Origin of the sequence: Synechococcus sp. W55.1, assembly GCF_047461655.1 — a bacterium.
In the GTDB taxonomy this organism is placed as follows: Bacteria; Cyanobacteriota; Cyanobacteriia; order Thermostichales; family Thermostichaceae; genus Thermostichus.
Window position 1 is genome coordinate 21,412 of the sequence record NZ_JANSHN010000031.1, and the last position, 13,177, is coordinate 34,588.

The following is a 13,177-nucleotide window of genomic DNA, read 5'->3' on the forward strand; positions in this document are numbered from 1 at the left end:
AGATTGATCTTAGTAGGTTGATCTTAGGTATAAACTGACCTTAAAAGGTTGATGAGTATGGCGGTGGCCGTAGCGGAAAAATCTCTGATCACAGCCTTCAAGCAATTGGGAGGCCCTCACCATCCTCCGGTTATCGAAACGTTCGAGCGCGGGAAGACCATTTTTTTTCCAGGGGATCCGGCGGAGCGGGTTTACTTTTTGGTAAAGGGAGCCGTTAAGCTCTCGCGGGTCTACGAAATGGGAGAGGAAATCACCGTTGCCCTCCTGCGCGAAAACAGCATCTTCGGCGTGCTCTCCTTTATCACGGGACAGCGCTCCGACCGCTTTTATCACTCGGTGGCTTTTACACCTACCGAGTTACTCTCTCTACCGATCGAGCAGGTGGAGAAATCCCTACAGGAGAACGCCGAACTGGCCATGTTGCTGGTTAAAAGCCTGTCGTCTCGTATCTTGCAAACGGAGATGATGATCGAGACGCTGGCTCATCGCGACATGGGATCCCGTTTGGTCAGCTTTTTGTTGATTCTCTGTCGCGATTTCGGGGTGCCTGGCCCAGATGGGGTCACCATCGATCTCAAGCTGTCTCACCAGGCCATTGCCGAGGCCATTGGCTCAACCCGCGTCACCATCACCCGCCTGTTGGGAGAGCTGCGCAAGAAGAAGTACATCTCCATTCACAAGAAGAAGATCACCGTACACGACCCGATGCGGCTGAGCCATCGCTTTGCCTAGAAGGAAGAGGAGAACACTTCCTGAGCAGCACCTTGCCCAGGCAAACCCCGCTCGACGGCTGGTTGAAGCTCTGGCCGGCCTATGTTCAATCTACTGCTGCAGCCTTGAAGAATCTCTGTGCCCGAAGGACAGACTTAAAGTTTTCTGGAAGCTGACCGGATCGCGGGCAAAAACCTACTAGTCTATGGGGGGATCTGGCTTTGGCCAGAGCTATCTAGCCAATTGCTGAGGTGTAACTGTGGAAACAGCCATCGAGTGGATTACCGCCCATGAGATCCTCGACTCGCGAGGGCGTCCCACCCTAGAAGCCCTGGTGGGTCTAGCCAATGGGGCAACGGGCTTGGCGCAGGTTCCCAGCGGTGCTTCGACCGGCACCTTCGAGGCCCACGAGCTGCGGGACGGGGATCCCAAACGCTACGGCGGTAAGGGTGTGCTGAGGGCGGTGGAAAACATCCTTGGCCCCATCCAGTCGGAGCTGCAGGGAGAAGATGCCCTCAACCAAGCCCGTATTGACCAGTTGCTGATCGACCTGGACGGCACCCCCAACAAGTCCCGCCTGGGGGCCAACGCTATTTTGGCAGTTTCTCTGGCGACAGCCAAAGCGGCTGCGGAAGCAGTGGGCTTGCCTCTTTACAAATATCTGGGGGGGCCCTTTGCCAACCTGCTGCCGGTGCCGCTGATGAACGTGCTCAACGGCGGCGCCCACGCCGACAACAACGTCGATATTCAAGAATTTATGCTTGTGCCCATTGGAGCGGCCAGCTTTCGCGAGGCGCTGCGCTACGGGGCTGAGGTGTTTGCGGTACTAAAACAAGTGCTGCAGCAGAAGGGGCTGTCCACCGGTGTGGGGGATGAAGGGGGGTTTGCTCCTGATCTCGACTCCAATGCGGCGGCTTTGGATCTGCTGATGACGGCTATTGAACAGGCAGGCTACAAACCGGGAGCAGATATCGCCTTGGCCTTGGATGTGGCTGCCAACGAGCTGCTGCAGGATGGGCAATATCACTTTGAGGGCCAAGCCCGCAGCGCGGCTGAGATGGTGGCTTACTACGAGCAACTGCTGGCCAGCTATCCCATCCTCTCCATTGAAGATGGGCTGGCGGAGGAAGACTGGGCCGGCTGGCAAGCCATGACCGCTCAACTGGGATCCCGAGTGCAACTGGTGGGGGATGACCTGTTTGTAACCAACCTAACCCGCCTGCAGAAGGGCATCGACAGCGCCGCCGCCAACGCCATTTTGATCAAGCTCAACCAGATCGGCACCCTGACGGAGACCGTCTCGGCCATTCAACTGGCTGGCCAGGCGGGTTTTCGCTCTGTAATCAGCCACCGCTCCGGCGAAACCGAGGATACCACCATCGCCGATCTGGCGGTGGCCACCCGTGCCGGGCAGATCAAAACCGGATCCCTTTGTCGCAGCGAGCGCATTGCCAAGTACAACCAACTGCTGCGCATCGAAGACGAGCTAGGGGAAGCGGCAGTGTATGCCGGTCGGGTGGGCCTGGGCCCCAAAGCTCGCTAACTTTTCGTCTCGTTCCTCCCTAACACCTGCACCAAAAAGGCCCAGCGGTCGGCAGCTTCCTCGATCAGCTTGGTAGTGGGCTTGCCGGCCCCGTGCCCTGCCTTGGTTTCGATGCGGATGAGCACCGGCTGGGATCCCCCTTGGGCAGCCTGGAGGGCAGCGGCAAACTTAAAGCTGTGGGCGGGCACCACCCGGTCGTCGTGATCTGCGGTGGTGATCAGGGTGGCGGGGTAGGCGGTGCCGGGCTTGAGGTTGTGCAGAGGGGAATAGGCGTAGAGGGCCTTGAATTCCTCCGGGTTCTCCGGGGATCCGTACTCGGAGATCCAGGCCCAGCCGATGGTGAACTTATGAAAGCGCAGCATGTCCATCACCCCCACCGCCGGTAGAGCCGCCGCGAACAGATCCGGCCTTTGGGTCATGCAGGCCCCCACCAACAGGCCGCCATTGCTGCCACCGGAGATGGCCAACTGGGAGGGGTTGGTGTAGCCATGGGCAATCAGCCACTCGGCAGCAGCAATAAAGTCGTCGAACACGTTCTGTTTGTTGAGCTTGGTGCCCGCTTGGTGCCACTCTTCCCCATACTCGCCGCCGCCCCGCAGGTTGGGCTGGGCATAGACGCCGCCCATTTCCAGCCAGGCCACCAGGCTTACCGAGAAGCTGGGGGTGAGGGAGATGCCAAAGCCGCCATAGCCGTACAGCAGCGTGGGATGGGATCCGGTCAGCTCCAGGCCCTTCTTGTGGGTGATGAACATCGGCACCCGCGTGCCATCTCGGCTGGTGTAAAAAATCTGTTTGACCTCGTAGGCGCTGGGGTCAAAGTCCACCTGCGGCTGGCGAAAGAGGGTGCTGGTGCCGGTGGTGAAATCGTAGCGGTAGATGGTGGGAGGGGTGGTGAAGCTGGTGAAGGTGTAGAAAGTTTCTGTGTCGCGGCGCTTGCCGCCAAAACCGCCCGCCGATCCCAGCCCCGGCAAGGGAATCTCTCCCAGAAAGTGGCCATCCAAGGCAAACCTTTTGATCTGGGTGTGGGCATCTTTGAGGTAGAAGGCCACCAACTGATTGTGGATCAAGCTGATCCCTTGCAGGGTTTCTTCCGCCTGAGGGATCACCTCTTGCAACTGCTCAAGCTGCTGGAGGTCAACGGCCACCACCCGCCGGCGGGGAGCACCCCGATCGGTGAGCAGCCAAAATCGGGATCCATCGTTGCCGATAAAGCTGTACTCCGCCTCAAACTCGCGGATGAGCTCCACCACGGGGGACTGGGGATCCCGCAGGTCTTTGTAGAAGATGAGATTCTTGGGATCCGTACCCCGCCAGACGGAGATGATCAAGTAATCACCATCTTCCGTAACCCCGCCGGCAAACCCCCATTCCTTTTGGTCGGGGCGGTGATAGACCAAGGTATCTTGCGACTGGGGAGTGCCCAGGCGGTGGTAGTAGAGCTTTTGAAAGTAGTTGACGCTTTCGTATTCGCTGCCGGGGGCCGGTTCGTCGTAGCGGCTGTAGAAAAATCCTTGCCCATCCAGCGTCCAGCTCGCCCCGGAAAACTTGACCCAGCGGAGGTGATCCGGCAAATCCTCGCCGGTTTCGATGTCCCGCACCTTCCATTCTTGCCAGTCGGAGCCGGAGCGGGAGAGACCATAGGCCAGATACCGCCCATCACGGCTGATGGCAATGCCCGATAGAGCCACCGTACCGTCTTCGGAGAAGGTGTTGGGATCCAGCAAGACCCTGGCCTCAGCCTCCAGGCTTTCTTGGGTATAGAGAACACTTTGGTTTTGCAGGCCGTCGTTCTTGAAATAGAAGTAGCGGTTGCCCTCTTTGAAGGGCTGGCTGTATCTTTCGTAGTTCCACAACTGCGTCAGGCGCTCCAGCAGCCGTTGCCGTGCCGGGATTTGTCTCAGGTAGTCGAAGGTGAGTTGGTTTTGTGCTTCGATCCAGGCCCGCGTCTGCTCTGAGTCCAGATCCTCCAGCCAGCGGTAGGGATCCGGCACCGGCTGCCCGTGGTAGATGTCCACAACAGTGGGATCGGGATAGCTGGGGGGATAGTTGAGCATAAGACCTAATCGCTGGAGACCCATTCCACTATGGCAGAGGGAGGAGCCGAGAACCCACTCTGAGGACTCTTGGGATCAAGCCCCGCTATAGTAGAAGCCGGGTTTTCCGGGTGAGTTTCGTGCCACACCTTTTCTCCACTCCCTTGCAACACGCAGAGATCGGGCGAATTGGGGCCTATCCCCTGGGCCAAGGTCGCTATCGTTTTTCCGTATGGGCGCCTCTGCTTGAACGGGTGGAGCTGAAGCTGCTCACCCCTGTTGAGGGATGCCTTCCCCTGGCCCGAGATGACCAGGGCTATTGGCAGGCAGAGGTGGACGGGATCCCGCCTGGGCCGGTGGACTATCTCTACCGTCTGCACACCCAGGCAGGGGTAGTGGAGCGACCAGACCCGGCCTCCCGCTGTCAACCGCATGGCGTTCATGGCCCCTCGCGGGTGGTGGATCCCCGCTTCGACTGGCAGGATCAAGGGTGGAAGGGGATCCCGCTGCCCCAGTGGATCCTCTACGAGCTGCATGTGGGCACCTTTACCCCTGAGGGCACCTTTGCCGCCCTGATCCCTCGCCTGCCGGAATTGGTAGAGTTGGGGGTGAATGTGCTGGAGCTGATGCCGGTGGCCCAATGCCCGGGGGGACGCAACTGGGGCTACGACGGTGTTTATCCCTACGCGGTGCAGACCGCCTATGGGGGAGCTGAAGATCTGAAAGCCCTGGTGAACGCCTGCCACCAACTGGGCTTGGCCGTCATCTTGGACGTGGTCTACAACCACCTGGGGCCGGAGGGGAACTACCTGCGGGATTTTGGCCCCTACTTCACCGACAAGTACCACACCCCTTGGGGGGATGCCCTCAACTTCGACGACCGCTATTCTGACGGCGTGCGAGAGTTTTTCCTACAAAACGCCGAGTACTGGCTGGAGGAGTTTCATCTCGATGGGCTGCGGCTGGACGCGGTGCATGCCATCTACGACTTCAGCGCCTACCCCTTCTTGCAGGAGCTGGCGGAGCGGGTGGATGCCCTGGAAGCTCGTACTGGCCGGCCCAGGGTTCTCATTGCCGAAAGCGACCTCAACGATGTCCGCCTCATCACCCCCAGAGAGCAAGGGGGCTACGGTCTAGATGGGCAGTGGTGCGACGACTTTCACCACTCGGTTCACACCCTGCTCACCGGCGAAACAGTGGGCTACTACCAGGATTTTGGCCAATTGGAGCAACTGGCCAAGTCCTACCGGGAAAGCTACGTCTTTTCCGGCCAATACTCCCGCTACCGCGCCAGGCGTTACGGCAACTCCGCCGCCGGACGGCCAGGATCCCAGTTTGTGGTCTGCATCCAAAACCACGATCAAATCGGCAACCGCATGTTGGGAGAGCGCCTCAGCCAGCTCACCTCTTTCGAGGGCCTCAAGTTGGCTGCCGCTGCCCTGCTGTTGGCCCCCATGCTGCCGCTGCTGTTTATGGGGGAAGAATACGGGGAGGTGGCCCCCTTTCTGTATTTTGTCAGCCACGGGGATCCCGATTTGGTGGAAGCGGTACGACAGGGACGCCGCCGCGAGTTCAGCGCCTTTGCCTGGCAGGGAGAGCCGCCGGATCCCCAAGCTGAAGAGACTTTCTTGCGCTCCAAGCTGAATTGGGAGTTGAAAAAGGCCGGTCACCACCAGGTTCTCTGGAAGTGGTACCAGACCCTGATCCGGCTGCGCAAAACCCAACCGGCTCTCCAGCACTTGGAGCGGGACGGGGTGGAAGTGGAGCTCTTTTCCAACTCTGGCCTAGCTCTGCACCGCCGCCAGGGATCCCAGGCTTTGCTTGCCCTTTTCAATTTCAGCCCCAATCAGGCGGTCACCTATGCCCATTGGCCCGGCGGCACCTGGGAGAAGCTTTTGGATAGCCACGAGGCCCAGTGGTTGGGAAAGGGATCCCAACTGCCGGCAGAAAGCCAAGGGGATCCGGTTGAGGTACTGGGCTATGGGGTGGGCCTCTATGGTGCTTTGCACCGCTAACGCAGATGGCTGCGGCCAGAAGGGAAATCTCGACCGCTCCAGACCTGGCAAACGGAAACGGTCTAGCCGATCTTCGCGCCGCGGAAATAGAGGGAGTCAGGCAAGGGCCTGCGGGCGAGGCTGGGATTTCGGGAAGGTTTGCTCACCGGTTGGCCGCGATAGGTCAGCTTGGGCTTGGCAGGGTTGCCCGTAGGAGCAGCCTCTGGTTGGGACTGCACGGGTACGCCCGGCGACAGTTGAGCCCACACTTCCGCGTGATTCTCAAACTGCACCACAATGCTGAGAAATCCCCTTTCAATGTCGGCGCGACAGGCAGATATCGCGTCTTGGGCGCGTTTGTACACTTGCCGAAGGGCGTAGAAGTGATTCTGAAACTTGATCACCTCCACCAAACCCTGAGGAGTCGAAGCCCAGAAGCCACTGTCTGCATCGCTGTAGTCGAGAATAACCATGGCTAACTCCTACACTGACGAGTGGATGGATAAAGAATTCCCAACTCTTCCACTATGGATATCAAACGTCGTGAAACGTAATGGTGAGCTTGATCACATTGACAATGTTTCGATATCTCTTGAGTGTCTTGATTGCAGCTATGTTGAATTACAGTAGTGCAACCGCTCCTTGGCTCTCAACTTTCCTCTTCCTAATGAGATAAAAACTGCGAGTTAGGGCCTCGGCGGTGCAGATTGTCAGGGGAACGTCTCAAGCTCGTTCAAAGCCCCTATTTTCAGATAGAATATCTACAGAATCACTATGGAAATAACTTGTAATCTTGACCGCAGCCGTAGCGCCAAGCCTCGCGGCGCCGCTTCCAGAAGTAGTCTTGGGGGTCGGTTTCCAGCTCCGGGCGATCCGTTAGCCTTTGCAGCAGCTCGAAGAGGCCAAGCGCGCCAAAGTGGCCCGCCCATTCCACCAACTCCGGCAACCCCAACCGGGGCAAAAGTCCGGCCACCAACCGAGGATCCCGACTCATCGCCCCCCACAGGGCCTGGGCCAAGCCGCCGAACTGCACCACATCCTGCAAAAAGGGCTTCACCACCTGGGGGCCGGCGGCAAACATGGCCTCAAACACCCTGCTCAACAAGCGGTTAATGCTATCGGGATCCCAGGTTTTCTCCCGCAGAGGGGGGATCATGGCCTTCTGAAAGAGCCAGGTCACGGCCAAGTTGGGCTGGTAGGGTTGTAGCAAGACCAGGGCCGCCCGATCCAACTGCCGCTGTGCAAGGGCCTCGTGGATTCCTTGTTGCAGGCGATCCAGGTGGCGCAGCATTGCCCCAAAGCCGCCAAAGCTGAGGGGAGACTGGCTGCCACTGCTGTCCCCCACTGCCAACAGGCGATCCCAGGGCAGTTGCAGAGGGCTACGGCGGTAAGCGGGAAAAACGCCGCACAGCTTGCGCACCCAGTGGATCTGGGTCAGCTCAACCCCTTGATAGGCGGGCAACAGCTGGCAGTAATCTTGCCAGAGGGTGTGGAGACTAGGCCGCTCCGGATCTCGGTCGCAGTAGGTGAACAGATAGGTGGTGCGCCCATCGCGGGCGGGGAAGGCTTCCCAAAAGGGCTGGTAGCCATTCTGGGCCGGGGTAAAGCTGTAGAAGAGATCCCCGCTGGGTTGGTCTGGCAGCCCTTGGGCACAGGATCCCACCACCAGACACACGCTATCCGGCGGCTGTCCTCGGCGAGCCTGGGCCACGAGGGGGGAGCGATGCCCCATAGCATCCACCAGCAACTGGGCAGTGAGGGATCCCGTGTTGGTTTGGATGCCGATCCCATCCGGGTGAACAGCAGCACCCAAAAAGCAAGTATTTTCCCGCAATTGGCCACCCCATTCCAAAAAGTGGGCTTTGCAGTGCTCCAGCAATCCAGCGGGATCCACCCCCACATTCAGCACCCCTTCCACCCACCAACTGGGGCCATCCCCAAAGCCAATACGCCCGCCAGGATAATGGGTCACCTGCACCTTCTCCCATTCCCTTGGGGTGAGCAGTTCCAGCTCCAGCAACACCTGCAATTCCTGCCGGGAGGTGTTCCACTCCTGCTCCCGACCCCGCAGGATCCCTCGCTCCAGCAGGATCACCCGCCAGCCCCGCTTGGCCAAAGCCGCCCCCAGAAGGATCCCCAAGGTGCCGCCGGCAATCACCACATCGGCATCCCAGGATTGGCTGCCCAAACGAGCGGAAGAAGGGTGAACCACTGCCGGGGGCAGTTCCGCCTGCGGCTGCCGCAGGGATCCCCACCAGCGATCCAAGGTGGGCAGGGCTTCTGGCGGGGGGACGAATTCAGCCATCGGCAGGAGGAACTTCACTCTAGACCAAGCCCCGACTTTTGAGGCGACGATGAATCAAAACCAGCGTATCCACCTCGCCGACATTGCCCGGAAACAACACCACCGGCAGGTTGGGAAAGCGGGGATGGTCTGCCGGGGTGATCACCATCGAGATCCCTGGGTAAATTTGCCCCAGCAAACGCACTGCCGGCAAGTCGAGGCCAGTGCTGAGGGTGTCGTTGGAGGTGATGCCACCCTTGCTGATGAGGTAGCCAATTCCCGGCGGCAACCCCTGCACCACGCCCATCAACAACCGCGAAACCTTCTGTCCAAAAGCCAGGCGCCTTTCCACGGAGCCCTTTTCAAAAGTCAGTTCCTCCCGGCTGGTGTAGACCACCGGCGTCAGACCCTTCTCGTAGGCGCTGTGAACTTGGGCCAGGATCCCTGGCAGCAGCTCCGCGTCGGGATCCAATAGTCGCCTCACCTCCACCTCGATGCCTTGGGTTTCAGGCTCCTGCAGAAGGCGGGCCAACTGCTGGCTGGACTTTTGCACATGGGATCCCACGATCACCACCCCCGGTTGAGAGGAGCGAACAAACTGCCCCATCTGTTCCGGGGGAACGGGTTGTGGCGGCAACTGGGCCAGAGCCGTCAGGAGGCTGGCGGCACTGCGAAACAAAAAGCGTTTGCCTTGAGAGGCTGCCGCCAAAACATCTTGGGCAAACCGATCCAGATCCGCTTGAGTTTCTCCATCCACTACACAGCAGATATTCCCCTGCAAGGCCAGCAGCCGCGGCAAACAGCCAGAGCGAATCTGCTCCAGGGTAAATCGCTCCACTTGGTCAGCCCGGATCCGCCCCTGTGTTTTCTCCTGTACATAAGCGGGCAAATAGCTGTGGTGGTAGGCAAACACCGAGTCGCGGGCAAACTCCGTCTCATGCACCGGGATCCAGCGGCCCTCCACCCGCAGGTAATGGGTGCTCTGCCGCGTGATGCGCCCCCCTTCAAAAAAAGCCGGCACCAGAAAATGAGCATCGAAGGGCCCCAGCTCCGCTGCCATCACATCGGTTTCCAAGGGGTAGTGCCCCCGCAAAGTCGAGTCGGAGCGGCTGACGAAAATAGCCTGCTCACATCCCAGCTCCGCCATCACCTCCTTCAACGCCCCACATACCGACCGCGTCACCTCCGCTGCCTTCGCCGGGGGCAAAGCCCGAGTATTGGTGAGGATGAAGCGAATCGGCGAACGATCCTGCAACCCCAGCTTCAAGGTCTCCGGATCCCAGCGGGTGAGGAGCAGGCAACTGTGAACGGTTTGGGATCCGGTGGGATCATCGTCCAACACAATGATGGGGGGAAGAGCCATGAGACCGTCTCAATCGACAAAGCAACCCGAGAACTCCAGAGGACGAATCCCCCTCAGAGGGCAACCGCTGTTCTCATCTTCGCCTAAGTTGGCCGTCTTCTCTGCCCTTATTCCAGGCGAAGTTTGCCATGATTGAGATCAACTGGCTCTGTTGAATCCAAAACGACTGCAGACATTTCCCCCCTGCCCACATTCATGGGAGAAAGCCATGGGGCAAGCCGAGCTGCAACTTCACATCAAACGGGTACAGCAGGACGTGCTGCGCATGGGGGCGCTGGTGGAAAAGTCGGTGGTCTTGGCCCAGCAGGCCCTGTTTGAACAGAACTTGGCCGCCGCCGAACAGGTGATCGCCCAAGACAAGCAAATTGACCGTTTTTATCGTCAAATCGAGAAAGACTGTATTAATTTGATTGCCTTGCGCTCCCCGGTGGCGCGGGATCTGCGCTGGATCAGTACCCTGATGCAACTGGTACGCGATCTGGAGCGGATTGGCGACTACGCCAAAGATTTGGCCGAAGTGGCCCTGCGCTTGGTCATGTACCCGCCGCCCCCGGAGCTGGGTCGTATTCAGGTGATGATGCAGCGTTGCCAGAAAATGCTCAGCCACAGCCTGGTGGCCCTGACAGAATTGGACGCCGACCTGGGCCGACAATTGAAGCAGGAAGACGACGCTGTTGATGAAGACTACACCAACCTTTACAATACGTTGGCGCAGCAGTCGGACATCAGAGGATCGATCGAGCCTATCCTGTTGATGTTGCTGTCGATCCGCTACCTAGAACGTCTGGCCGACCACAGCACCAACATCGGTCAGCGGGTAGCTTTTATCGTCACCGGCCAGCGTGACTAACGCCAACGGGTTGGGTCTTGCGATGTCTTAACCCCTCTTTTTCTTTTTTGCCAATACCCAAAATGGACTTCTCTCGAATTTTTCAGCATTTTCTCTCTCAGCCTCCCGAGCAATTGACCGACAAAGATACTCTTCTTGCCCTCTTGCAGTCCCCCGACCCAGAAGCGCCGGAAATGCTCGAGATTGCCCTCGATGGCCTGGTGCGGGCCGGGTTTCTGGAGCGACTAGGGGATCCCCCTCGCTATCGGCGCAAGCCGGACGAATCTTTGGTGGTGGGGCGTTTGCGCTGTTCCAGCAAAGGCTTTTGCTTCGCCATTCGGGACGAGCCGGGGGTGGAGGATGTGTACATCCACGGCAGCAACCTCAGCGGCGCCTGGAATGGGGATCAGGTGTTGGCGCGGGTCACCAAAGATGGCAACCGTCGCCGCAGCCCTGAGGGAGAGGTGGTGGCCGTTGTGGAGCGGGCCAATTCTGCCCTGGTGGGTCGCCTCAAACAGACGGAACAGGGTTTTCGGGTGGTGCCCTTGGACGACCGGCTGCTGTTCGAGCTGGCCCTGACGGAGGGATCCCCTGTCGAGCTGGCGGAAGGTCGGGTGGCCTATGTGGAGGTGAATCGCTACCCGCTGGGGGATCTGCCCCCAACCGGAACCATTCGCAAAATTTTGGGCGACGGCCCAGAGGCCTCCATCGATGCAGATTTGGTCTGTTGCAAGTACGACCTACCGCAGGAGTTTCCTGCTCCAGTGTTGGAGGCAGCAGCAGCTCTGCCCAAAAAGCTCAGCCGCTCTGACCAAAAGGGCCGCCGCGATCTGCGCGATTGGTTTTGCATCACTTTGGAGCCTTTGGATCTGCAGCATCCCCACGGCTTGGAACCCAACGTGGCTGTTTCCTTGCAGCGGCAAGAGAATGACCACTGGCTGCTGGGGATCCACATTGCTGACGTGGCCCATTGGCTGGATCCCGACCACCCCTTGGAGCAAGAGGCTCAGCAGCGGACGGCCACCGTCTACCTCGATACGATGGTGCTGCCTCTCTTTCCGCCGGAGGTGCACAACCGCCTGGCTCTGTTGCCACAGCAGGAGCGCTTGGCCTATTCACTGCTAGTGACCCTCGACCCAGAAGGGGTGGTACAAAACTTCGAGATCTACCCCAGCCTGGTGCAATCGCGGGCTCACCTGTCCTATGGTCAGGTGCAGGCTCTTTTGGCCACCACCGCCGACTTGGGCCCCGACGAAGAAGTGCCGGAGTTGATGGCCCTGCTGCAAAACCTGCTGCGCCTTAGCCAGATCCTACGGGCCAAACGTCACCAGGCGGGGGGATTTGACCTGCCCCTGTTGGATTTGCTCACTCCCCACTCTGCCGATGAAAGCGGCTACGGCCCCCTCTTGATCAGCGATCGCCTCGGCGCCCATGCCCTGATGACGGAAATTCTCCTGCTGGCCAACCAAATCCTGGGCCACCATTTGCGCCAGTTGGGGATCCCTTCTTTGGCCCGCGTGCAGCCTGCCCCTGCCGCCGAGGCCCTGCAGAGCTTTTTGCGCCTGGCCAATGCCATGAAGCTGGATCTGAATTTGCAAGATCCCGCTGTCGTAACTCTGGCGGACTGGCAGCGGATTTGTGCCCGCATCACCGCTCCCGATGTGTTGGCCTCTGGCGCGAGCCCGGCCTTGGTGGCGCAGATGCTGGCCACCTTGCCCCCGGTCGAGTATCGTCTCCAGCCTCTGGAAGAGCAACTCGGCCATTTTGGGTTGGGCCTCAAAGAACCCTACGCCACCTTTACGGCCCCCTTGCGCCGCTATGCCGACTTGCTCAATTTGCGTGCCCTGCACCTGGCCCTGAGCAAAGGACGCGAGCGCCGCAGCTCTCGCTCCAAAACCGTGGTGGATCTGCACGGCCCCAGCGGCTACGGCCAAATCGACTGGCAGGTGTTGCCGCCCAAGGTGCAGGAGGAATGGCAGGCGTTTCTCCAGGCGCAACTGCCCAAAATTCAGGAGGGGTACCGGATCCGGCAGCAGGCGGAGCGGGAGCTGATGGGCCTGAAGCGCTCTGAGTTCATGCAAAAGCACCTGGGAGAGGTGTTCCCCGGCCTGATCATCGGCGTCCAGAACTACGGCTTTTTTGTCCAGGTGGATCCCATCTTGGCGGAAGGCTTGGTGCGGGTCAGCACCCTGAAAAACGATTGGTACGAGTACCGCAGCCGTCAGCAGGCGCTGGTGGGACGCAAGAGTCGGCGCCAGTTTCGCCTGGGGGATCGGGTGGAGGTGCAGATTAAGAACGTGGATTACTACCGCCAACAAATTGACCTGGCGGTAATCGGGGAAGGCCGTCCCTACGAAGAAGAAGAATAAGGCGGGGATCCCTCCATGGATCGCAGCTGGAGAGGACGGTTGTTGCGAACT

Annotated in this window: 9 protein-coding genes; 5 read left to right on the forward strand and 4 right to left on the reverse strand. The window is 59.5% G+C overall.

Going from position 1 to position 13,177, the window contains the following annotated elements; all coding sequences use genetic code 11:
* Positions 1-57: 57 nt before the first annotated feature.
* Together ntcA and eno are read left to right on the forward strand one after the other, a co-directional pair.
* Positions 58-732, forward strand: a complete 675-nt coding sequence (gene ntcA / locus NW816_RS13070; RefSeq protein WP_011434093.1) for a global nitrogen regulator NtcA — start codon at positions 58-60, stop codon at positions 730-732.
* A 238-nt stretch (positions 733-970) separates the two neighbouring features.
* Positions 971-2,254 carry a phosphopyruvate hydratase gene (gene eno, locus NW816_RS13075; RefSeq protein WP_414409429.1) on the forward strand — a complete coding sequence of 428 codons (1,284 nt, stop codon included), beginning with the start codon at positions 971-973 and terminating at the stop codon, positions 2,252-2,254.
* On the opposite strand, the gene NW816_RS13080 is transcribed toward eno, so the two are convergent.
* Positions 2,251-4,308, reverse strand: a complete 2,058-nt coding sequence (locus NW816_RS13080; protein WP_414409430.1) for a prolyl oligopeptidase family serine peptidase — start codon at positions 4,306-4,308, stop codon at positions 2,251-2,253. The two genes, eno and NW816_RS13080, sit on opposite strands and share 4 nt — an antisense overlap.
* A 110-nt stretch (positions 4,309-4,418) precedes the next feature.
* Here NW816_RS13080 and treZ point away from each other — a divergent pair, with 110 nt between their 5' ends.
* Positions 4,419-6,302: a malto-oligosyltrehalose trehalohydrolase gene (gene treZ / locus NW816_RS13085; protein ID WP_414409431.1), complete on the forward strand. Its 1,884-nt coding sequence runs from the start codon at positions 4,419-4,421 to the stop codon at positions 6,300-6,302.
* A gap of 62 nt (positions 6,303-6,364) precedes the next feature.
* Here the strand turns inward: treZ and NW816_RS13090 are convergent, their stop codons facing one another.
* The 3 genes from NW816_RS13090 to NW816_RS13100 all read right to left on the reverse strand — a co-directional run bounded on the left by NW816_RS13090 (position 6,365) and on the right by NW816_RS13100 (position 9,928).
* A complete protein-coding gene (locus tag NW816_RS13090; protein WP_414332498.1) occupies positions 6,365-6,754 on the reverse strand; it encodes a hypothetical protein in 390 nt (129 codons plus the stop codon).
* Positions 6,755-7,053: 299 nt separating this feature from the next.
* Entirely contained in the window at positions 7,054-8,586 is a 1,533-nt protein-coding gene (locus NW816_RS13095) for an FAD-binding oxidoreductase (RefSeq protein ID WP_414409432.1), read from the reverse strand.
* Positions 8,587-8,605: 19 nt separating this feature from the next.
* Entirely contained in the window at positions 8,606-9,928 is a 1,323-nt protein-coding gene (locus tag NW816_RS13100) for a four-carbon acid sugar kinase family protein (protein WP_414409433.1), read from the reverse strand.
* 208 nt (positions 9,929-10,136) lie between these two features.
* Between NW816_RS13100 and phoU the strand changes: the two genes are divergently transcribed.
* Both phoU and NW816_RS13110 read left to right on the forward strand, forming a co-directional pair.
* The gene (phoU, locus tag NW816_RS13105) at positions 10,137-10,778 is read left to right on the forward strand and encodes a phosphate signaling complex protein PhoU (protein ID WP_414409434.1); all 642 of its coding nucleotides are present in this window, start codon (positions 10,137-10,139) and stop codon (positions 10,776-10,778) included.
* Between the two features lie 62 nt (positions 10,779-10,840).
* Positions 10,841-13,126 (forward strand): ribonuclease R family protein, encoded by a 2,286-nt coding sequence (locus NW816_RS13110; protein ID WP_414409435.1) that lies wholly within the window; start codon positions 10,841-10,843, stop codon positions 13,124-13,126.
* Positions 13,127-13,177 lie beyond the last annotated feature (51 nt).